This is a genomic window from Pseudarthrobacter polychromogenes, from assembly GCF_014644495.1.
In the GTDB taxonomy this organism is placed as follows: Bacteria; Actinomycetota; Actinomycetes; order Actinomycetales; family Micrococcaceae; genus Arthrobacter; species Arthrobacter polychromogenes.
The window spans coordinates 89,317-114,333 of sequence record NZ_BMKU01000004.1 but is presented as its reverse complement, the minus strand read 5'-3'; the positions used below and the strand labels follow the sequence as shown (position 1 = coordinate 114,333).

At 67.5% G+C, this 25,017-nt stretch carries 24 protein-coding genes; 4 read left to right on the top strand and 20 right to left on the bottom strand.

The genetic code is table 11. The features are described 5' to 3' along the window. Positions 1–43: 43 nt before the first annotated feature. The 5 genes from IEX43_RS08095 to IEX43_RS08075 all read right to left on the bottom strand — a co-directional run bounded on the left by IEX43_RS08095 (position 44) and on the right by IEX43_RS08075 (position 6,251). A complete protein-coding gene (locus IEX43_RS08095; RefSeq protein ID WP_188809981.1) occupies positions 44–1,519 on the bottom strand; it encodes an MDR family MFS transporter in 1,476 nt (491 codons plus the stop codon). Between the two features lie 154 nt (positions 1,520–1,673). Beyond that, positions 1,674–2,240, bottom strand: coding sequence for a type 1 glutamine amidotransferase domain-containing protein (locus tag IEX43_RS08090; protein ID WP_188809979.1), 567 nt, complete (start codon positions 2,238–2,240; stop codon positions 1,674–1,676). 137 nt (positions 2,241–2,377) lie between these two features. Beyond that, positions 2,378–3,319, bottom strand: coding sequence for a sugar ABC transporter permease (locus tag IEX43_RS08085; RefSeq protein ID WP_202884278.1), 942 nt, complete (start codon positions 3,317–3,319; stop codon positions 2,378–2,380). Continuing rightward, positions 3,316–4,920 carry an ABC transporter permease subunit gene (locus IEX43_RS08080; RefSeq protein ID WP_188809977.1) on the bottom strand — a complete coding sequence of 535 codons (1,605 nt, stop codon included), beginning with the start codon at positions 4,918–4,920 and terminating at the stop codon, positions 3,316–3,318. The genes IEX43_RS08085 and IEX43_RS08080 overlap by 4 nt, the downstream gene beginning before the upstream one ends. 8 nt (positions 4,921–4,928) lie before the next feature. After that, positions 4,929–6,251 (bottom strand): sugar ABC transporter substrate-binding protein, encoded by a 1,323-nt coding sequence (locus IEX43_RS08075; RefSeq protein ID WP_188809975.1) that lies wholly within the window; start codon positions 6,249–6,251, stop codon positions 4,929–4,931. A 217-nt stretch (positions 6,252–6,468) separates the two neighbouring features. On the opposite strand from IEX43_RS08075, the gene IEX43_RS08070 reads away from it, so the two are divergent. Further along, on the top strand, positions 6,469–8,229 hold the full coding sequence (locus IEX43_RS08070) for a glycoside hydrolase family 13 protein (protein WP_188809972.1): 1,761 nt from the start codon (positions 6,469–6,471) through the stop codon (positions 8,227–8,229). Further along, the gene (locus IEX43_RS08065; protein WP_188809970.1) at positions 8,208–9,242 is read left to right on the top strand and encodes a LacI family DNA-binding transcriptional regulator; all 1,035 of its coding nucleotides are present in this window, start codon (positions 8,208–8,210) and stop codon (positions 9,240–9,242) included. Before IEX43_RS08070 ends, IEX43_RS08065 begins: the two co-directional genes overlap by 22 nt. Positions 9,243–9,288: 46 nt before the next feature. Here IEX43_RS08065 and IEX43_RS08060 read toward each other — a convergent pair whose 3' ends face one another. Next, complete coding sequence (locus IEX43_RS08060; RefSeq protein WP_188809968.1) at positions 9,289–9,906, bottom strand: TetR/AcrR family transcriptional regulator; 618 nt, start codon at positions 9,904–9,906, stop codon at positions 9,289–9,291. A gap of 128 nt (positions 9,907–10,034) precedes the next feature. Here IEX43_RS08060 and IEX43_RS08055 point away from each other — a divergent pair, with 128 nt between their 5' ends. Next, on the top strand, positions 10,035–10,301 hold the full coding sequence (locus IEX43_RS08055) for a hypothetical protein (RefSeq protein WP_188809966.1): 267 nt from the start codon (positions 10,035–10,037) through the stop codon (positions 10,299–10,301). 10 nt (positions 10,302–10,311) lie between these two features. On the opposite strand, the gene panC is transcribed toward IEX43_RS08055, so the two are convergent. The 14 genes from panC to dacB form a co-directional block, all read right to left on the bottom strand. Beyond that, positions 10,312–11,229: a pantoate--beta-alanine ligase gene (gene panC, locus IEX43_RS08050; RefSeq protein ID WP_188809964.1), complete on the bottom strand. Its 918-nt coding sequence runs from the start codon at positions 11,227–11,229 to the stop codon at positions 10,312–10,314. Positions 11,230–11,231: 2 nt separating this feature from the next. Next, positions 11,232–12,125: a Rossmann-like and DUF2520 domain-containing protein gene (locus IEX43_RS08045; protein ID WP_188809962.1), complete on the bottom strand. Its 894-nt coding sequence runs from the start codon at positions 12,123–12,125 to the stop codon at positions 11,232–11,234. Beyond that, entirely contained in the window at positions 12,118–13,731 is a 1,614-nt protein-coding gene (locus tag IEX43_RS08040; protein ID WP_188809960.1) for a PH domain-containing protein, read from the bottom strand. The genes IEX43_RS08045 and IEX43_RS08040 overlap by 8 nt, the downstream gene beginning before the upstream one ends. Then, complete coding sequence (locus tag IEX43_RS08035; protein ID WP_188809951.1) at positions 13,728–14,240, bottom strand: PH domain-containing protein; 513 nt, start codon at positions 14,238–14,240, stop codon at positions 13,728–13,730. The genes IEX43_RS08040 and IEX43_RS08035 overlap by 4 nt, the downstream gene beginning before the upstream one ends. Further along, positions 14,221–14,793: a DUF3180 domain-containing protein gene (locus IEX43_RS08030; RefSeq protein ID WP_188809943.1), complete on the bottom strand. Its 573-nt coding sequence runs from the start codon at positions 14,791–14,793 to the stop codon at positions 14,221–14,223. Before IEX43_RS08030 ends, IEX43_RS08035 begins: the two co-directional genes overlap by 20 nt. Beyond that, positions 14,790–15,335 (bottom strand): 2-amino-4-hydroxy-6-hydroxymethyldihydropteridine diphosphokinase, encoded by a 546-nt coding sequence (gene folK / locus IEX43_RS08025; RefSeq protein ID WP_104185706.1) that lies wholly within the window; start codon positions 15,333–15,335, stop codon positions 14,790–14,792. The genes IEX43_RS08030 and folK overlap by 4 nt, the downstream gene beginning before the upstream one ends. Further along, complete coding sequence (gene folB / locus IEX43_RS08020) at positions 15,332–15,739, bottom strand: dihydroneopterin aldolase (RefSeq protein ID WP_188809942.1); 408 nt, start codon at positions 15,737–15,739, stop codon at positions 15,332–15,334. The genes folK and folB overlap by 4 nt, the downstream gene beginning before the upstream one ends. Positions 15,740–15,749: 10 nt before the next feature. Continuing rightward, positions 15,750–16,670 (bottom strand): dihydropteroate synthase, encoded by a 921-nt coding sequence (folP, locus tag IEX43_RS08015; RefSeq protein ID WP_188809940.1) that lies wholly within the window; start codon positions 16,668–16,670, stop codon positions 15,750–15,752. Between the two features lie 10 nt (positions 16,671–16,680). Next, a complete protein-coding gene (folE, locus tag IEX43_RS08010; protein ID WP_188728873.1) occupies positions 16,681–17,325 on the bottom strand; it encodes a GTP cyclohydrolase I FolE in 645 nt (214 codons plus the stop codon). A 9-nt stretch (positions 17,326–17,334) separates the two neighbouring features. Beyond that, positions 17,335–19,398 carry an ATP-dependent zinc metalloprotease FtsH gene (gene ftsH / locus IEX43_RS08005; protein ID WP_188809938.1) on the bottom strand — a complete coding sequence of 688 codons (2,064 nt, stop codon included), beginning with the start codon at positions 19,396–19,398 and terminating at the stop codon, positions 17,335–17,337. A gap of 233 nt (positions 19,399–19,631) precedes the next feature. Further along, positions 19,632–20,183 (bottom strand): hypoxanthine phosphoribosyltransferase, encoded by a 552-nt coding sequence (gene hpt / locus IEX43_RS08000; RefSeq protein ID WP_041651844.1) that lies wholly within the window; start codon positions 20,181–20,183, stop codon positions 19,632–19,634. Between the two features lie 30 nt (positions 20,184–20,213). Beyond that, positions 20,214–21,344, bottom strand: coding sequence for a tRNA lysidine(34) synthetase TilS (tilS, locus tag IEX43_RS07995; RefSeq protein ID WP_188810400.1), 1,131 nt, complete (start codon positions 21,342–21,344; stop codon positions 20,214–20,216). 84 nt (positions 21,345–21,428) lie between these two features. Then, positions 21,429–22,562, bottom strand: a complete 1,134-nt coding sequence (locus IEX43_RS07990; RefSeq protein ID WP_188809936.1) for a zinc-dependent metalloprotease — start codon at positions 22,560–22,562, stop codon at positions 21,429–21,431. Between the two features lie 162 nt (positions 22,563–22,724). Then, the gene (gene dacB / locus IEX43_RS07985) at positions 22,725–24,278 is read right to left on the bottom strand and encodes a D-alanyl-D-alanine carboxypeptidase/D-alanyl-D-alanine endopeptidase (RefSeq protein ID WP_188809934.1); all 1,554 of its coding nucleotides are present in this window, start codon (positions 24,276–24,278) and stop codon (positions 22,725–22,727) included. Positions 24,279–24,431: 153 nt separating this feature from the next. On the opposite strand from dacB, the gene IEX43_RS07980 reads away from it, so the two are divergent. Beyond that, positions 24,432–24,920: an inorganic diphosphatase gene (locus tag IEX43_RS07980; protein ID WP_104185712.1), complete on the top strand. Its 489-nt coding sequence runs from the start codon at positions 24,432–24,434 to the stop codon at positions 24,918–24,920. Positions 24,921–25,017: the final 97 nt, after the last annotated feature.

Sequence of the window (25,017 nt, the reverse complement as noted above, 5' to 3'; positions counted from 1 at the left end):
AAACGACACTTGGCGCTACTCAGTTGGGCAGGCCGGGGGCCGGTCAGTGGGCCGCGTGGGCCGGGACGGCACCTTCGGTCTTGCGCATCATCGCGGAGAGCACGACGGCGGCAAGGGAGATCACGGTTGCCGTCAGGAAGGCGGCGCTCATCCCCGCAACGAGTCCCGACGCCGCGGACACCACGGCGAAGATGGACACCAGCAGCGCGGTGCCGGCCGCGCCGGCCACCTGCTGGGCGGTGCTCATGATGGCCGAACCGTGGGAGTAAAGGTGCGGCGGCAACGGGTTCAGGCCGGTGGTGAACGCCGGGGTGAACAACAGCGCCAGGCCGAAACTCAGCCCCACGTGCAGGGTGACGATCCATGCCACGGACGTGCCGGCGTCGAGCATTGAAAACTGCCAGAGGGACAGCACCATCAGGATGGACCCGGAGACGGTGAGCGGCAGCGGCCCTACCTTGTCGAACAGCCGGCCGATGACCGGACCCAGCAGGCCCATGGCCAGGCCGCCCGGGAGCAGCGCGAGGCCGGTTTCGAGGGAGCCCAGGCCGCGGACCTCCTGCAGGTAGAGCGGGAGCAGGATAACGCCGCCGAACAGCGCCATCATGGCCACCACCATCAGCAGCACGGAGACCGTGAACATCCGGAAGTTGAAGGCGCGCAGGTCCAGCAGCGGAGCTTCGGCCTTCTGCAGCCGCACCTGCCGGAGGACGAAGACCGCGAGGCTGGCCACGCCGATCACCAGTGCCGCGATGGCCGTGGTTCCGGGGCCGGCCTGGCCGCCGTGGCCGCCGCCGATCTGGCTGAGGCCGTAGACCAGTCCGCCGAAGGCCGGGACGGTGAGGATAACCGAGGGGAAGTCGAGCCTGGTTTTCTCCGCCTGGCCGATGTTGGTCAGGTACTTGGCGCCGATCGCCAAGGCCGCAAGGGCGACCGGAAGGACGAACACGAACATGAAGCGCCAGGTGAAGTGCTCAAGGATCAGCCCGGAGACGGTGGGCCCCATGGCGGGTGCGACGGAGATGGCGATGCTGACGTTGCCCATCACGGCGCCGCGCCTGGCCAGCGGGACCAGGGTGAGGATGGTGGTCATCAGCAGCGGCAGCATGATCGCGGTGCCGCCCGCCTGGATGATGCGGGCCAGCAGGAGCAGCTCGAACCCGGGAGCCACGGCGGCAAGGGCCGTTCCGCCGGCGAAAAGGCCCATGGCCAGCATAAAGACGGCCCGGGTGGACAGGCTCTGCAGGATGAATCCGGTGGTCGGGATGACCACGGCCATGGTGAGCATGAAGCCGGTGGAAAGCCACTGGACGGTGGGCGCGTCCACCTGCAGGTCCACCATGAGCCGCTGCAGGGCAACGTTCATGATGGTCTCGTTGAGGATCACCACGAACGTTGCCACCAGCAGCGTGCTGATGATGGTCACCGATTCGCGGGACATCTTCTCCGGCGCGGCGGGCCTGGTTCCTTCAGTGTTGACGGACTGGCCGCTGGCGTTCGGCGAGACTTCGGTAGACATGGGTGTTCCCTCAGGGCGTGATTTGAGTGATGCGCGGAGATGGCCGCTGCAGATGCCAACACTCTACCGGTTGGACTAATTCCCGGAACCGGAACATTTCCCAAACCCTGAGGGAACACATGGGGGCTGCGCTGCGGGGCAGCCCCCGGCGGTTCTAGGCCGTCTGGCCGGCGTGCCGGCCTTCCGAGATTTCCTCCACCAGCTTGCTGTTGAAAGCGGGGAGGTCGTCCGGGGTGCGGCTGGTCACCAGTCCCTGGTCCACCACCACTTCCTCGTCAGTCCAGTTGGCGCCCGCATTCTTCAGGTCGGTCTGCAGGGTGTGGTAGGACGTGACGTTCCTTCCGGCCAGCACACCGGCTTCGATGAGGAGCCAGGGTCCGTGGCAGATGGAGGCCACCGGCTTGTGCTGCTCGAAGAAGCTCCGGGTGAAGCTCTGGGCGTCCTTGTCCACGCGGAGATGGTCAGCGTTGACGACGCCGCCGGGAAGGACCAGGGCGTCGTAGTCGGAGGCATTTGCCTCCGTGACGGTGAGGTCGACGTCGAACGTGTCGCCTTTTTCCGTGCCGTTATAACCCTGCAGCTTGCCGCTCGTGGGTGCCACCAGGGTGGGCTGGCCGCCGGCGTCCTTCACTGCCTGCCAGGGACTGGTGAGCTCAATCTGCTCCACGCCGTCCGTCAGCAGGAATGCGACCTTCTTACCTGCGATGCTGTGTTCTGACATTTTTTCCTCCTGGCCTGAGCGGGGGCCGGCACCTGGTAAAAGGCGCCGGCCGCCGCTCGAAAGTTTGCTTGCCGGACAGCTTCCAGCCTAGGAAGAAGAAAAGTCATAAGCAAGCTGACTATTCCGGGTGCCCTTCCCTACTTGACCGAGCCGGCCGTCAGCCCGCCCACAATGAACTTCTGCAGGTAGAGGAACAGGATGAGCACCGGCAGCGCGATCATCACCGAGCCGGCAGCGAAGACGCCCAGGTTGTTGCTGCGGTCCCCTGCGATGATGCCGAACATGCCCACCGCCAGCGTCTTGACGCCGTTGTCCGTCAGGAAGATGCTCGCCAGGATGTACTCGCCAATAACGGCCACGAACGCCAGCAGTCCGGTCACGGCCAGCACGGGAGTGATCAGCGGAAGGATCACACTGGTGAACGTCCGGAAGTGTCCCGCCCCGTCAATCCGCGCCGCCTCGTCCAGCTCATGCGGAATGGAATCGAAGAACCCCTTGATCAGCCAGACCTGGCCCAGTGCCCCGCCCATCAGCACCAGCGCGTAACCCGCCAGCGTGTTCAGCCCGATGGCCGGCACCACCTCGCCGAACTTCGCGATCATGAGGAACAGGGCCACGATGGCCAGGAACTGCGGGAACATCTGGACCAGGAGCAGCGCCAGCAGCCCGCCGCGGCGCCCGTAGAAGCGGAAGCGGGAAAACGCGTAGGCCGCAAGCGTGCTCAGGAGGACCTGCGCCACGGAAACCACAGTGCACAGGACCAGGGTGTTCAGGTACCAGGTTCCGTACGGGCCCTTGGAACCGCCCAGCAGCGTCTCGAAATTGACCAGGCTGAACGTGGTGGGAATCAGTTCCGTGGTGGCCACGCTTCCCAGCGGATTGAATGCCGCGGAAATGATGTAGAGCACGGGGAAACCCGCGAAGGCGACGCCCGCCAGGCCCACCATGTGCCGCCAGCCCACTTCCCGCCACCACCGCCTGCCGCGGGGCAGCTCAAGCCCGTCCTTGCGGACCAGCATGTTCGTCCGGCGGGACGGCGCGCCTTTTTCTGCCGGAGCTTCCGTGAGCAGATTGGTCATCGCACATCCTCCAAGGCTTTGGTGTAGCGGAACTGGATGCCTGCAAGCACTGCCGTGACAATGAACAGGACTACGGAAATTGCCGAGGCGAAACCGAACTCTGCGCCTGCACCGCCGAACGCTATGCGGTAGGCGCCGCTGATCAGGATGTCCGTGGCGCCGATCTGTCCGCCGCTGGCGGGGAAGGGGCCGCCGCCGGTGACCAGCTGGATGACGTTGAAGTTGTTGAAATTGAACGCGAAAGACGACACCAGCAGCGGCGCAACGGCCACCAGCAGCAGCGGGAACTGCACCTTGGTGAAGGTTGTCCAGGAGCTGGCACCGTCGATTTTCGCGGCCTCCGCAATATCCTGCGGCAGCGCCTGCAGCGCACCTGTGGCAATCAGGAACATGTAGGGGAAGCCCACCCAAAGATTGGTCAGCAGCACGGCCACCTTGGCAAGGAAAGGGTCGCCCAGCCAGTCGATCTTGGCTCCGCCGAGCATCGAATTGATGAGCCCGAAGTCCTTGTTGTAGAAGCTCTGCCACACGATGAAGGAGATGAACACCGGGATGGCGTACGGAACGATGATGACGGCCCGGTAGAGCTTGAGTCCGCGGATGCGTGGGTCATTGAGGGCGCTGGCGAGGAGGAGTCCGACGACGAAGGTGGTGGCCACCGAGCCGACTGCGAAGACGAGCGTCCACACGAAGGAGCCCAGGAGGGCGTCACGGACCTGGGGGTCGGTAAAGAGCCGGACGTAGTTGGCGAAGCCGACGTTCTTTTCCCAGCTCTGGTCGAATCCCTTGCTGCCGTTGGCATCGGCAAAGTATTCCCGGTCTCCGAACTGCTGGACGGTGAAGACCTTCCCGGACACCGAATCGGTGATGCTGTCCGTTCCGGCGTCGTAGGTCAGTGTCTGGACGCCTTCAAAGGCGCGGTTGATGCCCTGGGCGCGGATGGCCCCCTTGTCCGTGGGAACAGTCAGTCCGCTGATCTTCGCCCCGGCGGCGTTGACTTCCTTTCCGGTGAGGATCTGGTAGCCGTCCGCAGCGCGGACGTAGCCGCCGTCGACCGTCACGTCCTCCCCTGCAAGGGGGCGCAGGCCCTGCCCGTCACCGGCAAAAACACCGTTCGACGGCGTTTCCACCAGGAAGAACGTGAAGGGGCCATCGGCGGCAGACCCTTCGGTGCCCACCGTGAGGTTGAAGGTCCTGGATTCGGGCAATTGGGTCACGGAGTTGCGGACGATGGTGGATACCGCATCCTCCTTGGACCCGCGGGTTCCGTCGCCTGAGTTGGTGAAGGAAAGCTGCACGGTGGAAAGAATCGGCAGGAGGACGAAGACCGTGAGGAGCAGGGTGCCCGGCAGCAGGTACTTCAGCGGCACCAGGCGGCTGGTGGAATAGACGGCCAGGAGCCCGGCCGCACCGAGCCACAGTCCGATGAGCATGGCCCACTCGCCGCCGGCAATCAGCAGCGGCGTCAGGGAGACGGCAGCCCCCAGCACGGCGCCGAGCCCAAGGATCTTGGCCAGCAGTGCGGGGACCGACGCGGTGGAGCCCAGCGAAAGTCCAGGCCCCACCGCCTTCCCCGAGGAATTCTTGATTCGGGTGGTCATCGCCGGTGTTACTTCAGCGCACCGGCGATTGTCTGGCCGGCCTGCTCCATGGTGGCCGCCGGGTCTGCGCCACCGGCAATGGCAGCTTCTGCCTGGCCCAGCGGGGCCCACACGGCAGCCATCTGGGGCAGCGAAGGCATGGGGATGCCTGCAGCCGCGGCATCGGCGGCGATCTTGGTGTCCGGATCGGTCTGTGCCACTTCCTCCACCAGGGATGCGATCGCCGGCGGGATGCGGACTGCCTCGTACAGCGCGCGCTGGGTTTCCTTCTGCGATGCGGCCGTCTGGACGAAGGTTTCGGCGAAGGACTTGTTCTTGCCCTTGGACGCGACGTAGAACGACTGCACGCCGGTGAAGGGCTGGGCGGGCTGCATGCCGGCGAAGCCCGGAACGGCGCTCAGGCCGTAGTCAATCCCGGCTTTCTTCACGTCGCCAAGAGCCCAGGGGCCGTTCACCATGAAGGCTGTCTTACCCTGGTTGAACAGCGCAATGGAGTTGTCGGCGCTGACGGAGCTGCTGAGGACCTTGGAGCCCTTTTCACCCAGCTCAGCGATCTTTTGCGCAGCTGCGATGGAGCCTTCCTTGCCAACCCCGAGGTCAGCGGTGTCGAAGCTGCCATCGGCCTTCTTGCCGAAGAGGTAGCCGCCGGCTGAGGAGTAGAGGGGCTGCATGAAGTAGGCGTCACCCTTGGGGCCCACCTGCAGGTTCAGCGCCCGTTCTGCGGTTCCGGCGGCAACAGCGGCATTGCCGGCGGTGAGCAGCTCCTCGAAGGAAGCGGGCGCCTCGGGCGCAAGCGCCTTGTTGCGGATGAGAACCAGGGATTCCACGGAAGCGGGCATGCCGTAGGTCTGGCCGTTGTAGGTGACGGCGTCCGTGGCGACAGGCAGGAGGTCCGCCTTCTGCTCAGCCGTGATCTGGACGGGATCGATGGCGCCGTTCTGGACCAGGTTCCCGATCCAGTCGTGGGCTCCCATCACAATGTCCGGGCCGTTGCCTGATGCGTTGGCCGTGACGAAGTTGGTCTGCAGTTCGGTGGCCACGGTCTGGACTTCCACCGTGATGCCGTTCTCATCGCCGAATTTATCGGCGATGGGCTGCAGCGCCTGGACAACGGGGCCGTTGGCCCAGATGACAAGGTCGGCGTCCCCGCGTGCGGGTGCCTCGCCGGAGGGGGCAGCTGCCGCACTTTCGGAGGCAGCGCCTGATGCGCCGCCTGCCGGGGCCTGCCCGCCGGAGCAGCCTGAGGCGAGAAGCATCAGGGAGACGGCGGCCGCCGTCGTGAGTGAAAGCCTGGCCTTGCGGACCAAGGGCCTGGTAAGAGCTGTGCGCACCGATGCGCCTCCTTCATGAATTGGGCAAATGCCCGGTGGAAGAAATGCCCGCCCTGGGAGATATCGGCTGTCAGGTGCCAACCCCGGCGGTGAGACAAGTCACAACTGTAAGCGATTCCATGGAGAACGTCCACACGATCCGCAAATTAAAGCTTTCCTTGCGAATACTGGATGGAAGCTGTTCCATTTTTGGCGCAAATACCGCTAGCATAACCGGATGACCAACACACTCATGCTCGACGAGTCCGACGTCTCCGCCCTCCAACTGGTGCCGGTCCACCCCGCCGACCACGGCACTGAATGGTGGCGGTCCTCGGTGATCTACCAGATCTATCCCCGTTCCTTCCGGGACCTCAACGGCGACGGCCAGGGCGACCTGCCCGGCATTACGGCCGAGCTGCACCAGCTGGCGGCGCTTGACGTCGACGCCGTGTGGCTCTCACCCTTCTATGTTTCGCCGCAGCGGGACGGCGGGTACGACGTCGCCGACTACTGCGACGTCGATCCCGTGTTCGGCACCCTGGCGGACTTTGACGCACTGGTTGCCCGGGCAGATTCGCTGGGCATCCGGGTAATCATCGATCTGGTGCCGAACCACTGCTCCTCGGACCACGCCCTGTTCCAGGCCGCACTCCAGGCAGGGCCGGGAAGCCCCGAACGGGAGATGTTCATCTTCCGGGACGGCCGCGGGGAATCCGGGGAGCTCCCGCCCAACAACTGGCAGTCACACTTCGGCGGCCCGGCCTGGACCCGCATTACCGAGCCCTCCGGCGAGCCCGGCCAGTGGTACGTCCACCTTTTCGATTCCTCGCAGCCGGATTTCAACTGGGACAACCCTGCCGTGCACGCCGAGTTCGAACGCGTCCTCCGCTTCTGGCTCCAGCGTGGTGTTGCCGGCTTCCGGGTGGACGTGGCCCACGCCCTGGTCAAGGCCGATGGACTGCCGGACTGGCACGGCCGGCCCGACGGCATCAGCACCGATGACTTCCCCGGCCACCTTGCGCCGATGTTCGGGCAGCCCGAAATCCATGACATCTACCGCAGGTGGCGCGAGGTCCTGGCCGAGTTCGACGGCGACCGCATCCTTTGTGCCGAGGCGAGCATCGATCCCCTGTCCCGGCTGACCAACTGGGTCCTGCCGGACCAGATGCACCAGGCGTTCAACTTCGCGTACCTGGGCACCCCATGGGACCCTGCCCGGTTGCGCGCAGTCATCGAAAGTTCGCTGCGGATGTTCGATTCGGTCGGGGCCCCCACCACCTGGGTCCTTTCAAACCACGACGTCGTCCGGCACGCGACGCGCTTCGGCATCGTGGAACCCGCGGCCCGCCCCGGCGACGGCCTGGGTGCCGAGGATGTCCAGCCAGACGCGGAGTTGGGCCTGCAACGTGCCGCCGCAGCCTCGATGCTCATGCTCGCCCTGCCGGGCGGCGTGTACCTGTACCAGGGCGAAGAACTGGGCCTCCCCGATCACACCACCATGGACCACACGTTCCGCCAGGACCCCTCGTTCCAGCGCACCGCGGGAGAACGCATCGGCCGTGACGGCTGCCGGGTGCCCCTGCCCTGGGAGGCGGCAGCGCCGGCTTTCGGCTTCAACAGCACCGGCGAGTCCTGGCTGCCGCAGCCGGAGGAATGGGCAACGCTGTCCAGGGACGTGCAGGACCGGGACGGGTCCTCTGTCCTGTCCCTGTATCGCCGGGCGCTGGGGCTTCGCCGCGCCATGAAGCTCGGAGCCGGCTCCCTGGACTGGCTTGAAGGGTCCTCCGCCTCGGACTGCGTGACGTTCGTAAACAACGGAGTCCTGGTGATGATGAACATGGGTGACGAGCCGGTTGGCCTGCCCGGCCTGGAGATCCTGCTCAGCACGGACGGGGACGCAGCCGCCCAGCGTAAACTGGGACCTGCGCAGTGCATCTGGCTGCGCATGGGGCCAAGCGGAACATCAGAGGGTCAGTGGCAGGAATCAGGGATGTAGCCCGTTTGGCGGGTGTTTCGCAGGCGACGGCGTCGCGGGCTCTGAGCGGTAAGGGCAGTGTTTCGGCCCGGGCCAGGGAGGCCGTGGCCGCCGCGGCCAGCGAACTCGGCTTTGTCATGTCCTACCACGCCTCCAGCCTGGCGAGCGGGCGCAGCCACAACATCGGGGTGGTCCTCCCCTTCGTCAACAGGTGGTACTTCGCCACGCTGCTCGAGGGCGCCAATTCCGCGCTGATGGACGCCGGCTACGACCTCACCCTGTACGACTTCCAGGGCGACCGGTACCGGGAATCGGTACTGGGGGACTTCCTCCTGCGCAAGCGGCTCGACGGCGTCCTGGCCGTCTCGCTCCAGCTCAACGCGCACGAGACCGAACAGATCCTCGCGGCCGGAATTCCGGTGGTCGGTGTGGGCGGCCCGCTGCCGGGGATCCCCACGCTCCGGATTGACGATGTGGAGGTGGGCCGGCGCGCCACCAACCACCTGATCAGCCTGGGGCATTCACGGGTGGCGCACCTAGGCGGCGAACACGAGCTTGGACGGAACTTCGAGATTTCCAGCGGTCGCCGCGCCGGATATGAGGAAGCGATGGCGGAGGCGGGCCTGCCCCTGCGCGAGGCGTGGTCCCTCATTTCCGACTATTCGGCGAACGATGCGTACAAGGAGACGAAGCAGCTGCTGGCGGACGCAGAGGAACGGCCCACCGCTATCTTCTGCGCGTCCGACGAGATGGCCTTCGGCGCAATACTGGCGGCCCGCGACCTCGGACTGCGGATCCCCGAGGAGCTGTCCGTCATAGGGGTGGACGGCCACGAAATGGGCGAAATCCTGGGGCTGACCACCATCGACCAGTTTCCGCGAAACCAGGGCACGCGGGCCGTTGAGCGCCTGCTGGCGCTGGTGCAGGACGACGGCGGCGCCGCTGGTCCGGCGGACGAGCTGATGGAGACCCGGCTGGTGGTCCGCTCCAGCACGTCCGCTCCCCGCATCCCTGCCGGGCACTCCGGCTCCTGATCAGTGCCTGGTTTCCAAACAGCGGCTGCCTGAGGGCGGCCTGCAGTCAGCCGCTGTGGTGCCCGATCAGCCAGACCGCCATCTGCCGGGCACGGTCGGCGGCCAGCGTGTCACCCTCCACGGCCTGGATCACGGAGCCCTTCATCAGGATCAGCAGCGAGCGGGCGAACTCTTCGGGGCGCACCAGCCCGGCCTCTTCCGCCACGGCCCGGACGTGGCCGCGGATCTTTGCCAGGTAATCGATGCTGGCCTTCCCCAACGGATGGGCGGGCCCCATCTCCAGCATGACCCTCACAAACGAACAGGCCTCGAAGTCCTCCCGCCGGAACCAGTCCCCGAAGACGTCGAAGATGGCCAGCAGCTGCTCCTGGGGAGTGCTGCCCCGGCGCCGCGCCTCGGAGAGGATCCCGTCCATGGTCCACTGCTTGTCCCGCTGCTCCAGGAATGCGAACACCAGGGAATCCTTGGACGGAAAATGCCGGTAGAAGGTGGCTTTGGCGACCCCGGACCGCTCAATGAGCTCGTTGACGCCAACGTCCCGCACGCCGCGCGTGGAAAACAGCTCGTAGGCAACAGCCAGGATCCTGTCCACCGAATGGGCAGGACCGGATTCCGCCACCGCGGCAGCTTCGGGGAACGCCGGGACTTTAGCCTCTGGATTCATCGCAAAATCAGTCTACTCCGGGGGAAGACAGACCGGTCTTCCCACCTGTAATGTTTCCCGTAGCGCAGTGCTTCGACGCCGTGGAGGCCCCCAGCCGGGCCCTCTCGGACTGGTGCAAGGAGGCCCCGATGTCAGCAGAGCGGATGTTCCAGAGCGTTCCCTCAGACCCTGATCCCTGGATGGCCGAAGACACCCCGTCCGAGATCCGGGAGTTCGCCATTGAGTCCCTCCGGTGGCAGGCCCAGGAAATCATCGATGAAGTTCTCTGCAGCCGCGAACCCGGTGAAGAGCTCGCCAGGGCACGCCTGCGCCGCTGCGTCGCCAAGCACCCCGGCAGGCCGGAGCGCGCGCTGCTCGAACAACTGATGATCAACCGGGAAGAGCCCCGCATCTAGCGGCCTGGCGTCAGGATCTCAGCGGTGCGTTGTCGATCAGCCGCACCGGCCCCACTTTGGCGGCGATGAGCGCCAGGGCTTCACCGCTGAACGGCGTCTGCCGGCAGTTCTCGGCAAGCGGCTCCAGGGTCTCCGGGTCCACCACCTCGAAGTAATCCAGCCCCACCAGCGGCTGGGACTCCACCAGGGCACGTGCTGAGTCAAGGTCCAGCGGCTGCCGCGCGTCCGCGCGTTCCTCCAGCAGCCGGAGGGCCCGCGACAGCACCAGGGCAGCCTCCCGCTCTTCGCCGGACAGGAAGCGGTTGCGGCTGGACAGCGCCAGCCCGTCGACGGCACGCACCGTTGGTACGCCCACGATCTCCACCGGGAAGTTGAGGTCTGCCACCATGCGCCGGACCAGGGCCAGCTGCTGCGCGTCCTTCTGGCCAAAGTATGCCCGGTAGGCGGGCAGGCCTCCCGGTGCCGCGCCGGCGGCAGGCAGCCCCGCGGCGGGCAACCCGTAGTGGAGGAGCTTGGCCACCACCGTCAGGGCGCCGTCAAAGTGGCCCGGCCGGGAGGCGCCCTCCCATTTTTCGCCCAGCCGGCCCGAGGTGATGCGCACCAGCGGTTCGCCGCCGGGATAGACCTCCTCCACCGGCGGCGCGAAGACCAGGTCCACGCCCTGGTCTTCCAGCAGTGCAAGGTCGGCGTCCAGCGTTCGCGGGTAGCGGTCCAGGTCCACGGCGTCGCCGAACTGCAGCGGGTTGACGAAGATGGTGGCCACCACAACGTCGTTCTGTTCGACGGCGGCACGCGCCAGGGCAGCATGGCCCTCGTGGAGCGCACCCATGGTGGGCACAAGCCCCTGGGATCTGCCCTGCCCGGAGCCCAGCAGCCGCGCGCCTTCGGTTCTGAGGCCGGCCACCGTGGTGGCAAGTTTGATGGGCATCGTCAGTCCTCCTTGGGATCGAGGGCCTGGCGCAGCCCCTCCAGCTGGTCCGGCTTCAGCAGTCCGCGCCCCTCTGCCCGCAGGGCGGTGGCGCGTGCCATGGCAAGGTAGGCGGCCAGCACATCGCCGTGCCCGCCGCCGTCGAACTCCCGCAGCGCCTCCGCGTGTGCCGCAACCGTGCCGACGTCACAGCGCGCTACCGGACCGGTCAGGGCGGACTCCCCTGACGCCAGCGCATTCTCCAGCGTGGCCCGCAGGAGCGGGCCCAGCATGCGTTCCGGCAGCTCCACTCCCACCGAGCGCAACAGCTCGGACGCCTGCGCAACGAGGGTGACCAGGTGGTTGGAGCCGTGCGCCAGGGCTGCGTGGTACAGCGTCCGGTCCGCCTCGGCAATGGCCACCGGTTCGGCGCCCATCTCCACCACCAGTGCCTGCGCGATGGGAAGCATGGCGGCATCGGCCGTGACGCCGAAGGTGCAGTCCAGCAGCCGGGTGAGGTCCAGGCTCATCCCCGTGAACGTCATGGCGGGGTGCAGCGCCAGCGGGACGGCTCCGGCGGCCCTGACCGGGTGCAGGACGCCCACGCCAAACCGGCCGGAGGTGTGCGCAACCAGCTGGCCCGGCTGCCAGGCGCCCAGCTTCGCGAGCCCGTCCACCAGGCCCGGGAGGGCGTCGTCCGGGACGGCCAGCAGGACCAGCTCCGCCCGCTCAACGATCTCCTGCACTTCCAGGACGGGCACGCCGGGGAGTAACGTTTCTGCGCGCTCACGGCTCGCCTCGGACACCGCCGAAACACCGACGACGGCATGTTCCGCGGCGCGCAGGGCGGCGCCAAGGACCGCCCCCACTTTGCCCGCGCCGATGATTCCAACGCCGAGGCGTCCCGGCTTAGCCATGCTGCCCGCCTTCCTGTTGCTGTGGGGTGGGGGTTTCCAGGGGGGTTGGGACTTCCAGGGGCCCGGCCACTGGTCCAGTGCCGGCCGCCGCGTCACCAGGCACCACCTGCCGGAGCCATTGTTCGGTTGTTTGCCGCTTCCTGGCCAGCCGGGCGCGCGCAGACTGTTCGTCGAACAAGGACAGGGCCACCTCAGTAGTGGCCTGGGCCAGCCGCGGCACCACGGGTCCGGGGGTGGTGTGGAGCACCAGGTCGGCGACGCGGAACCGGCGTGCCAGCGGACCCTGGTGCAGGGCGATGGACTGCGTGCGCTGGTGCGGAACCACCACAAGCTGCCGCCACCAGCGCCCCGAGCGGAACAGCAGGGCGGTGTCCGTGGCCGCGAACCCGTTCCGCCGCCAGCCCAGGGGGGCGAGCCAGCGGGCCCTCCGCGGCGTGGTGACGAATCCGCCGTCGGAATCCAGCCCGGTCAGCCCCGCACCGAAGACGACGGCGGGCTGCGGGGTTCCAGGGTCCGGCAGCACCAGTGCGAGCATGCCCATCACGTCCGACAGCGTGCCGACCGGCAGGAGGGTGGTCCGGGCGGAGCCTTCTCCCGCGTTCTCCACCACACCGTAGCCTGCCACGTTGACCTGCATCCGGTACCAGCCCAGCGGACGCCACAGCGGCGGCTGCGTGACCTTCAGGGCCTGGATCCGTCCGGGCGGAAGGGTCTGCGCCTGGGTGTCCAGCAGGCCGTAGCGGAGCCGGATGCCGTCCGGGGAGATCGCGGCGGTGAAGTTGTAGCCCTTGTTGAACAGTCCCCAGTAGCTGGCTGCCAGGCCAAGGCCCGCAGGAATGAGGTAGAAGTAGAACGCCTGGCTGTCCGTGGCGGCTGCGAGCACCACGGAGGCAATGCCGCCCACCACCACGAAGAAGCTCTGCTCGCTGAGCAGCAGGGAACCCACAAGGCGCTGCGGCGGCACGGACAGGACCTGGAATTCGGGCGCCTCGGGTGAGGGCTTCTCCGGGTGGGCGGGGTCAACGGCCACGCCTGCGGCACGGGCCAGGATGGTGGCGCGGAGCTGCCGGGCGTCGTCGATCTTCAGGTAGGCCAGCCGCACCGCCGACTCTCCTGCGTCGGCCACCTCGAACTTGAGTTCGGCGAGGCCGAAGATCCGGGCCAGCAGGGGCTGCACGATGTCGATGGCCTGGACCCGGTCCAGCCTCGCCTGGCGCTGCTGCCGAAAAAGGAAACCGGTATTGACCCTGACGTAGCCGCCGGACACCTGGTATTTGGTGAAGTACCAGGTGAGGAGGAAGCCCAGCACCGAGACCAGCAGCACCATGCCGCCGCCCGCCAGCAGCCAGGAAGCCCGGCCGGCGAGCTCTTCCTCGAAGACCGGCCTGCCCTGCAGCGAGCGTTCGAAGATGTCACGGCCGAAGAAGAAGGCTATGGCGGCCAGGGCCACCCAGCCACGGATAAAGGGCGACGCCGGGTGCACGCGCAGCCACTCGCCGTCGGACGCGTTGGCTGGCTGCGCTGTGGCTGGCTGCGCTGCAGCCGGGGTGCCGCCTGCGTCAGGGAGGGGGGCGGCGGGCCCGGGACGCGGTTCCTCCGCAGTCACAGCCCTGCCAGCCTGGCTTCGCCCCGCGCCGCCAGCTGCTCGCGCAGCCGGGCACCTTCAGCGGCGGGCAGGCCCGGGATCTGGGCGTTGGTGCCGGGTGATGCGGTGTGGAGCTTGAGCGTGCACAGGCCCAGTCCGCGCTCCACCGGGCCCACGCCGATGTCCACATACTGCATGCGCCCGTAGGGGACGGCCATGGTGCGCTGGAAGAAGATGCCGGTCCTGACCAGGAGGTCGTCATCGCGTTCGGCATAACCGATGGCACGGACCTGCCGCGGGATGAGCGCCAGCCGCCAGAGGGCCGACACCAATGCCACCGCGGGCACGGCAACTGCCAGCCACAGCGGTGGCCAGTTCCACACGCCCGCGAGGACAAGCACCAGCGGCAGGGCCAGGACCAGCACGGTGGCCACGTTGGCCAGGGCCCACTGCACCATCCTGACGGTGACGTACTTCGGGGACACGCGCTGCCAGGTGATGCCGGGAGGGTCAATCGCCTCGGTACGCATATTCGCCTTCCCCGGCGGCTTCACCATGCACGGTACGGCCGGGTTTTCCCTCGATGCCCTTGGTGTCGCCGTCCTCCGGCGGGATCTTGCAGAACCGCTCCACAAGCAGGCCCACCACGATCATCACCAGTCCCCCGCCGGCCATGGCAAGTGCCAGCCAGGTGATGCCCTGGTTGCTGCGCAGGCTCCAGATGCGGAGCTGGTCCAGGAAGATGCCCACATGCCAGCCCAGGAGCACGGTTCCGGCGTAGGCGCAGGCCTGGGCCAGGACCAGGGTCCGCGCGGCGAGGAGCGGGTCAAGCACGGGCCTTTCCCGGGTTCCGTTCTTCGCACCAGTCCTGGCACCGGCGCCGTCGAGGCTGTTGCGCCACGTCAGCACCCGGATGCCCAGGATCAGGGTGATGGCCACGATCACGCCCATGGTGGCCAGGGCGGTGGCCGGGAGGACGGGCGTGGACATGCCGAAGCGGCTGGTCACCACCGTGGCGGACCAGCCCGCAACGGCCAGGATGAAACCGATCAGCAGCAGGCGAAGCGGATTGATGGGCTTCATCGTTCTTCCACCGCCCCGGCCGTGGGCACGCCGTCGAAGTCACCGAAGCCGTCGAAAGGTGCAAGGTCGCCAAAATCGTCAGCCCGGGCGGCAAGGGCGCTGATCCGTTCCCCGTCCAGGGTGGCAGCAGGCTCGATGAGCGACCACGGGTAGAGGACAAAGGCGCGGACGGCGGCGCGGGGGTGGGGCAGGGTCAGGGTGGGGTCGTCGCTGCGGACGTCGCCGTAGGTGATGATGTCGACGTCGAGCGTCCGCGGCCCCCAGCGCACCTCCCGCACGCGGTGGTGCTTGTTCTCTACGGCCTGGCAGTGGTCCAGCAGCTCGTGCGGGGCCAGGCTGGTTTCCACGGTGATGACCATGTTGAGGAAGTCCGGCTGGTTGGGGGGACCGCCCACCGCCTTCGTCTGCACAACCGGCGACACGGCGAGCAGCCGCACCTCCGGCGGATCAACGAGGTCCGCCACAGCCTCGGACAGGGTGTCGTTGCGCTCGCCCAGGTTGCTGCCGAGCGCCAGGACCGCCTTGGTATAGCCGCTGTTCATTGCCCCTCCCCCCGGGCTTGCTTTTCCCCATCGCGCTTTTCCCCAACGCGCCGGTCGCGGTGCACACTGACCGCCACGTCGCCGAAGGGAACCTCGATGGGCGCCTGCGGCTTGTGGACGGTGATGTCCACGGCCTCCAGCTGGAACTCGGACAGCAGGCCGTCAGCGATCCGCACAGCCAGGGCTTCGATCAGGTTCAGCGGCTCGCCGGAGATCCACTCGGTAATACGCTGCGCCACCTCGCCGTAGTGCGCGGTGTCCCGGACGTCGTCGGACTCCGCCGCCTTGGCGAAATCCAGGTATAGCACTGCGTCCACAACAAAAGGCTGGCCCTCGCGGCGTTCAAAATCAAACACGCCGTGATGGCCGACGGCGGTCACCCCGCTCAGCGTAATCCTGTCCATGGCGCGCGGCTTAGCTGTCGGCGCGGGGTGCGGCCATGCGCGCGGCAACCTTGACGGCGTCAAGGCTGGGGCCGACGTCGTGCACGCGGACGGCCCAGGCACCGCGGTAGGCGCTGATGGCGGTGATGGCAGCGGTGGCGGCGTCGCGCTCCTCCGGGGCGGCGGCCTTGCCGGCCACCGTGAGCAGGGTGCCGAGGAACCGCTTGCGTGAGGCGCCCACCAGGACGCGGTGGCCCAGGCTGTCCAGCTGGTCCAGGTTCTGCAGGATCTCCCAGTTCTGGGCGTCGTTCTTGGCGAACCCCAGGCCCGGGTCCACGATGATCTTTTCCGCGGTGACACCGGCGGCGTACAGCTTGTCCCGCACGCCTGCGAGTTCGGCCACCACTTCCCCCGCCACGTCCTTGTAGTCGGCGAGGGAATTCATGGTGCGCGCGTCTCCGCGGCGGTGGGTAAGGATGTACGGCACCTTGGCGGCCGCCACGAACTCCGCCATTTCCGGTTCGATGCTGAGGCCTGAGATGTCATTGACAATGGCAGCACCGGCTTCCACCGCAGCGGCGGCCGTGGAGGCGTGCGTGGTGTCGATGCTGACGAGCGCCCCTGCCTTCACCAGTGCCTGGATGACGGGGATGACGCGCTGCTGTTCTTCTTCCGGGGTGACGTCCTCGGCGCCTGGCCGGGTGGATTCGCCGCCGACGTCGATAATGTCCGCACCGGCGTAGAACATCCGGAGCCCTGCCGCGATGGCGGTGTCCGCAGTGGCATGCCGGCCGCCGTCGCTGAACGAATCCGGGGTGACGTTCAGGATGCCCATGACCAGCGTGCGGTCCGTGGGGAGGTCTTCGAACCGGGCCGCCGGTCGCGGTTTGCGAAGGATGGGCAGGGGGGATGTTGCGGGGCCGGTTCCCGGCGCTGCAGCGAGTGAGTCCATGGTCTGGGGTTTACCTTCCGAGAATGAGGCTCATGGCTTCGGCACGGGTGGCCGGGTCATGAAGCTGCCCGCGGACCGCGCTGGTGACGGTCTTCGCTCCGGGCTTGCGGATACCGCGCATTGACATGCACATGTGTTCGCATTCAACAACGACGATGGCGCCACGGGGTTTGAGGTAGCGGACCATCGCCTCGACGATCTCAGTGGTGAGCCGCTCCTGCACCTGTGGGCGGCGGGCGTAAATGTCCACGAGCCGGGCCAGCTTGCTCAGGCCCGTCACCTTGCCCTCGTGAGACGGGATGTAACCCACGTGGGCCACCCCGTGGAACGGCACCAGGTGGTGCTCGCAGGTGGAATAGAAGGGGATGTCCTTGACCAGGACGAGTTCCTCATGGTCAAGGTCAAAGGTGGTGGACAGGACATCCGCGGGATCGTGGTGCAGCCCGGCAAACACCTCGGCGTAGGCCTTGGCCACGCGCTTGGGGGTGTCGATGAGGCCGCCGCGGTCCGGGTCCTCTCCGATGGCAATGAGAATCTCACGGACGGCCGCCTCAATCCGGGGCCGGTCCACCTTGTGGTGCTTTGAGTGGTGGGATCCGCCCTCCGCCGGATATCCGGCGGAGGCGGGAACGTCGTCGTCGTCGAAGTGGGTCACGTAGAAAGCTTAGCCGCGAAGGGTGTCCGGGCCCGCGTCGGTGACGCCGCCCTGGAACGGAGCATCCTCCGGAACACCCTGCGGGTGCGGCGGCTGGGCGTCGAGCGGCTCATCCAGGCGCGCCTGCTTTGCCTCCTCCTGGGCCTCGCGCTCCGCCCTCTCCTGGCGCGACTCCACCGGGCCCGCCATCTGGACCGGACGGGACTCCTTGGACAGCCACACTTCGCGGAAATCGCGTTTGCGGATGTCGCGGAAGATGTCGGCGATCTCGGCCTGGTTCAGGGTTTCGCGTTCCAGCAGCTCGAGGGCCAGCCGGTCCAGGACGTCGCGGTTTTCGGTGAGGATGGCGTAGGCCTCGTCGTGGGCCTGGTCGATGAGCCGGCGCACTTCCTCGTCCACCACGTAGGCGATCTGGTCAGAGTAGTTGCGCTCGTGCCCGGCGTCGCGGCCCAGGAAGGGCTCTCCGCCGCCCTGGCCCAGTCGGACCGCGCCGACGCGCTCGCTCATACCGTATTCGGTGACCATCTTGCGTGCGGTGCCGGTGGCCTTTTCGATGTCGTTGGACGCGCCGGTGGACGGGTCGTGGAACACGATTTCTTCTGCAACGCGGCCGCCCATGGCGTAGGCCATCTGGTCCAGCAGTTCGTTGCGGGTCACGGAGTACTTGTCGTTGTCCGGGACCACCATGGTGTAGCCCAGGGCACGGCCGCGGGGCAGGATGGTGATCTTGGTGACCGGGCTGGAGTTCCGCAGCGCTGCCGCCACCAGGGCGTGGCCGCCTTCGTGGTAGGCGGTGATCTTTCGTTCGTGCTCCTTCATCACGCGGCTGCGCTTCTGGGGTCCGGCCATGACACGGTCAATGGCCTCGTCCAGTGCACGGTCGTCGATGAGGTTCGCGTTGGAGCGCGCTGTAAGCAGCGCTGCCTCGTTCAGGACGTTGGCCAGGTCTGCGCCGGTGTATCCGGGAGTCTTCTTGGCCACGGCCTTGAGGTCCACTCCGGGTGCCATCGGCTTGCCCTTGGCATGCACCTGCAGGATCTGGTCGCGGCCGATCAGGTCCGGTGCTTCCACGCCGATCTGCCGGTCGAAGCGGCCGGGGCGGAGCAGTGCGGGGTCCAGCACGTCGGGACGGTTGGTGGCGGCGATCAGGATGACGTTGGTCTTGACGTCGAAGCCGTCCATCTCCACCAGGAGCTGGTTGAGCGTCTGCTCGCGTTCGTCGTTGCCGCCGCCGATGCCGGCACCGCGGTGGCGGCCAACGGCGTCGATCTCGTCCACGAAGATGATGGCCGGGGAGTTGGCCTTGGCCTGCTCGAACAGGTCGCGGACGCGTGAGGCACCCACACCCACGAACATTTCCACGAAGTCGGAGCCGGAGATGGAGAAGAAGGGGACGCCCGCCTCGCCTGCGACGGCGCGGGCCAGGAGGGTTTTACCGGTACCCGGAGGGCCGTACAGCAGCACGCCCTTGGGGATCTTGGCGCCCACGGCCTGGAACTTGGCGGGCTCCTGGAGGAATTCCTTGATCTCCTGGAGCTCTTCGACGGCTTCGTCGGATCCGGCGACGTCGGCGAAGGTTACCTGCGGCATGTCCTTGCTGACCATCTTGGCCTTGGACTTGCCGAACTGCATGATCTTGGAGCCGCCGCCCTGCATGCGGGTCATGAGGAACCAGAAAAGGGCGCCCAGGAGGATGACGGGAATCAGCAGGGAGAGCAGGCCGGAGAACCAGTTGCTCTCAATCGGCTGGTCCGTGTAGCCCTGGGCCGGATTGGAGTCCGTGACGGCCTTGACCACGTCCTCGGCGCGGGCGTCCACGAAGAAGAACTGGACGCTCTTGCCCTTGTCCTGCCCGTCCAGCTGCAGGTTGTCCTTCAAAGTCAGGTCAACGCGGTTTTCGCCGTCGAAGATCTTGGCCTGCTCCACCTGGTCCCCGGAGAGCAGTTCAAGGCCCTTGTCCGTGTCAATCCGTGCCGCACCACCGGGGGCAAGCGTTGCAAAGGCCACCAGGAGCAGACCGACCACGACGACGATCCAGATGCCCGGGCCTTTGAAGAAGTTCTTAGCTTTCATCTGTTCGGGGGCTAACCCCGTCCCTTCTGGTAGTGCTGCACGGCGAGTAGTCTGCGCGCGTGATGGTGCTGCGTCAGCTTCTAGCTATACACCGTCCGGAGTAGATCACGCATGATGGACGGCAAAAGTTCCCTGTGGGCGTAGCGGTGCCAGGGCGGCGGCGGGCCTGCCTCAGGGCGGGGTATTGCAGGTCAATGCCGACGGCGGCGCGGCGGCGGTCCGGGAGGGGCAGCCTACTCGTAAACGTGCGGGGCCAGGGTGCCCACGAAGTCCAGGTTGCGGTACTTCTCGGCGTAGTCCAGGCCGTAGCCGACCACGAATTCGTTGGGGATGTCGTATCCCACGTACTTGACGTCGATCTCCACCTTGGCGGCAGTGGGCTTGCGGAAGGCGGTGCAGATCTCCACCGATGCCGTGCCGCGCGATTCCAGGTTGGTCTTGAGCCAGGACAGGGTGAGGCCGGAGTCGATGATGTCCTCGACAATCAGCACGTCCTTGCCCATAAGGTCCGTATCCAGGTCCTTGAGGATGCGGACAACCCCGGAGGACTGGGTGCCGGATCCGTAGGAGGACACAGCCATCCAGTCCATGGAAATGTGGCTGTGCAGCGCCCGGGCCAGGTCAGCCATGACCATCACCGCACCCTTGAGCACGCCCACGATGAGGATTTCGCGGCCCTCGTAGTCCTTGTCGATCTGGGCAGCGAGTTCGGTGATCCGCTGCTGGATCTGCTCCTTGGTGTAGAGAACGTGCTTGAGGTCTGCCTGGACGTCGTTTGAATCCACCAATGGCTCCTGTGTAGATGCGGGGTGCGACTATTTTGCGGGCGGCTTTTGAAGCCGGAGTACTAGCTTCCCACAGCGTGCGGCTTCGCGGGGAACGGGTTTGGCTTTACTGCCGGCAGCCGGGCTGTCCGCGGCTTCCGCGCCGGCCAGCTGCGCGAGGGACAGGCGGTAGGCGCTCACTCCGCCGGGGAGTTCCACCGGCCCTGCCGAGCCGTGCCGCCGCAGCAGCGCCTCCGCCGCCAAAAGGCGCTGGTAGCTGGGCTGCTGCCCGCCGACGTCGGCCGCGGCCTTGGCGATCACGCGGTACCTGATGGCAGGGGGCAGGGCGCGCAACGCCTCCTCCGGAAGGCTCAGCTCCGGGCCGTTCCGCTCCACGAGGGATGCGAAGGTGGCTTCCGCCACATCCTCGAGGTAGTCGGCGTCAAGCTGCAGGATGGAGGCGGTCCGGGCGAGGGATTCCGCGACGCCGGGACCGAGTTTTTCCTCCAGGTGCGGCAGTACCTCCACGCGCGTCCGGGAGCGGGCATAGGACGGGTCCGAGTTGGTGGGGTCGTGCCACGGCTGGAGTTCCTCCACCTCGCAGATCTCTTCCGTGTCGGCCCGGCGAAGCCCCAGGAACGGCCGCAGCAGGGCACCCCTCGCCGGCCTCATGCCGGCCAGCGAGCGCGTGCCTGAGCCGCGCGCCAGGCCCAGGAGCACCTGTTCGGCCTGGTCGTCCAGGGTGTGGCCCAGCAGGATTGCCGCCGCTCCCTGGCTTGCCGCTGCCGCTTCCAGTGCGGCGTGCCGGGCTTCGCGGGCTGCGGCCTCGGGCCCCATGCCGGTGCCGTCCACCGTTACGGGCCGGACTTGCACCGGGGACAGGCCCAGCTCCTCCAGCATCTCCGCGGTCCTGGCGGCGACCTGCGCGGACCCTTCCTGCAACTGGTGGTCAACCACTGCCGCCCCGACCGTCACAGGGTGGCCGTCCACATGCCCGCGCCGGGCAAAGTACGCGGCCACGGCTGCCAGGGCCAGGGAGTCCGGGCCCCCGCTGCAGGCAACCAGGACGTGGTGCGGATAGCCGGCCTTGGCCAGGGCGTCCCCCAGCGCCTTGCGCGCTGTGCCGACGACGGGCGCCAGCCTGCCGGGCCGTCGTCGTCCGCTGCTGAAACTGCCGCTCATGGCACCCGCGGCGGTGCCCGCAGTGGAGCCTCCGGCGGTGGGTTCGGCGGCGGAAGCGGCCTCAGGTGGCTGGCTGCTTGGCAATCAGAGTCCCATCCGCTCAAGCCACAGCTTGGCGTCGTGGATCTCGGGTTCGGTGGGCAGGTGGTCCGCGGACTCCCAGACCCTGTTGAAGCCTTCCATGCCGGCGGCGTCCACCACGGCGCGGACAAACCTGGCGCCGTCCGAATACTGGCGCATCTTCGCGTCCAGGCCCAGGAGGCTGCGGATGAATTTTTCGATCACGCCGCGGTCCTTGCCGCGATCGTTGAACCGCTGCCGGATGGTCTTCACGGACGGGATGATGCTGGCGTCCACGGCGTCCATCACCACGTTGGCGTGGCCTTCCAGGAGGCTCATCACGGCCGTGAGGTGCGAGATGGCGGCCTTCTCCTCCGGGTCCTGGAGGAGGTCCAGGATGGCGCCCCGGCCGGGAGTGTTCCCCGAGGCGGTACGGTCCTTAAGCGAGCGGGCAGCAGCGGTGGCACGCTCCATCAGGGAATCGACGTTGCCCAGCAGGTGCACGCTGAGCTGGTCGATCTGTTCGAGCATGTGGTGCCGGAGCCACGGGGCCGCGGCAAACTGCACGCGGTGGGTCTGTTCGTGCAGGCACACCCAGAGCCGGAAATCCTCCGGGGTGACGTTGAGTTCGCGCTCCACCGCCACAATATTGGGGGCCACGAGCAGGAGCCTGCCGGCCGGCGGCGCGGTGGACCCTTCCGCAAGGGCAGCGAAGGGATCGTACTGGCCAAGGACCTTGCTGGCCAGGAAAGCCAGGACTGCGCCGAGCTGGCTTCCGGTGATGGCCCCGCTGACGCTGGCGGCGCCCGGGCTCAGCGTGCCCTGCCTGTTTTCCAGCATCTTTTCCATGGCGGGTTTGAGCATCACGGCGAAGCTCTGCGTGTTGGCTTTGGCCCAGGATGCGCGGTCCACCACCAGCACGGAGGAGTCGCGGAGGTCGCGCGCTGCTTCCAGCCCGGTGATCTCGTGGACATGGTCAACGGACGCATCCGCCAGGCGCCGCAGGCTGTCCACGGCCTCGCTGATGGCAGCCTGGTCCAGCACAGGCCCGGCCGGGGCCAGGCGCGCGGCGGTGGAGGCGGCGAGGTCCCAGTTGATCAGGGACTGTGCCGTGGCGGACAACGTCTGGGCTGACGACTCGCGTGCAGTGGGCTCCATGGTTCCCATCAGAACACAGCATGCTTGGGATAGTCCTTAAGTTCGCTCACCGGCGAACCTTTGCCCGCCATGTACGGGCCGCGCCGCGGTGCAGGCCAGGGCCGCATGGGCGGTGCTGGCGCGGCACCTTTCGTGCAGGGCAGGACCGCCCTGGCCCGACGCTCAGCGGCAGCCGCAGCCGGCGAGCGCTGTGGCGGCCCGGTCCAGCGCCTCCTTGTTCCCCGCGGCACCGGGGGTCAGTCCGTTTCCGATGAAGGAAAAGACCAGGAGCCGGCCGTCCGCGTCCACCACGTAGCCGCTCAGGGCCAGCACTGTGTTCAGGGTGCCGGTTTTGGCGCGCACCAGTCCCGCACCCCGCGCGGTGGCGGCATCACGGTACCGGGTATCCAGGGTTCCGGAGAGGCCCGCCACCGGGAAGCCGTCCAGCGCCGACCGGAGCCTGGTGTCCGTTCCAGACGTGATGGCCCGCACCACCTCGGAAAACTGCCGGGCCGGGACCTGGTTGCCCATGGCCAGGCCGCACACGTCCACCAGTTTCATCCCCTCCGCAGCCAGTCCGGCAGCGGCCAGCTGCGCGCCCACCGCCGCCGTGGCGCCGTCGTTACTTCCCGGCAGCCCGTCGGCCAGCGCTGTCAGCCGCCCCAATGCTTCCGCCAGGTAGTTGTCTGAGTCCTGGAGCATCAGGTTCACCTGCTCCGCAACAGTGGCGGACTGGACTTCGCCCAGCACCACCGGCTGGCTGGCCCCCTCCCCCTCCGGGCGTGCCGGGGCCGTCGTGCGTGCTGGGGCCGTCGTGCCGGCTGCCCCCGCGGGCAGGCGTTCGACGGCGGCTGCCACGGTGAGTCCCGCGGCGGCGCCTGCCGTGCGCAGCCGGGCGGCGAATTCCTCCGCCGCCGTCATTGCCGCGTCCTGCGGGCGGGGGCCGGTGGTGACGGCGGGATCATAGCGGGCGGAGTTCAATGCCAGGGGGTATACGGGAGCGACTTCACCGGCGGCCACGTCCCCTGGCCCCCACGCCGGGTTCAGGGCGGGGCCCGAGAAGAGGGAATCGTCCACCAGGACCTTGATCTCCCCTGTGGCACCGCCCTTTTGCAGGGCCTCCGCGGCCTGGGCCGCCAGGGTTGCCAGGCCTGCGTGGCCCATCACCTGGTCCGGGGCGGACCCTCCGGGTCCAAGAAGGACGTCGCCGCCGCCAAACAGCACCACCTGGCCCGGCTCCGGCCCGGCGACAGCCCGGGTGGCGAACCTGTGCTCGGGGCCGAGGACCCGCAGGGCGGCGACGGCCGCCAGCAGCTTCATGTTGGACGCCGGCACCCGGCCTTCCGAACCGCCGCGGTCAAACAGGACCTGGCCGGTGAGCGCATCCTGCACCACGGCGGTGAAAGTTCCGCCGCCGTCGGCCGTCAGCAGCGGTTCCAGCTGGGCACTGACGGCGGACGGGAGCGGAACGGGAGCGGAGCCGTCCGGCGGGGCGAGCCCCGGCACGGTAGAAAGCGCGGTTGGAACCTGCTGCCAGGCAGGCGCAGGCGGAGCGGGGGCTGGCGGTTCGGGACCGAGGAAGCCCGGCGCCACCAGCAGTGCGGCCGGGACGGCGAGGGCCACCAGAAGCGCAGAGAGCAGGACCAACTGCCAGGACCTTCGCACGCCACCGGCGCCGCTCCCCGCCGCCTGCCGGGCACGGCCAAGCCGCTGATCCGTACTGCGTGTTTTGGTCATGCCCGTGCCGGTCCTCAAGTCCTGAAATTTCCCCACAAGTTCCTGATTCCAGGGCCTCTCGCTATATCCTCGATAATAGTCGGCGGCACTGACAGTCCTTTTTGTTGCCCGTCAGAAGTGCCGCGAACCCCCTGACTTGCCGAGGAGCATTCCATGAAGCATGACGTGACCATCGAGATCCCCAAGGGATCGCGCGTCAAGTACGAAGTCGACCACGAGACCGGCCGCGTCCGCCTGGACCGCGTCCTCTTCACCTCCATGCAGTACCCCACGCACTACGGATACTTCGAGAACACCCTCGGTGAAGACGGCGACCCGTTGGACGCGCTGGTGCTCCTCCAGGACTTCGACCTGCACCCCGGCGTCATCGTTGAATCCCGCCCCATCGGCGTTTTCAACATGACCGACGACGGCGGCGGAGATGCCAAGATCCTCTGCGTCCCCGTGGATGCCCGCTTTGACCACATCCAGGAAGTCACCGACGTCAGCGACTTCCTGATCAAGGAAATCGAGCACTTCTTCACCCGCTACAAGGACCTGGAGCCGGGCAAGTGGGTCAAGGCCGAGGGCTGGGGCGACCGCGCCGCCGCCGAGGCCGAACTGGAAGCCTCCATCAAGCGGTACGTCCCCACGGGCCACTAGTCCCCGCCGTCTCCCTTACCTCGCTTCGCTCGGTCAGGGAACCCTGCCAGCGTGGGCCCACCCACGGGCTAACGCGCGACGGCGGGTGGTGCGGTTC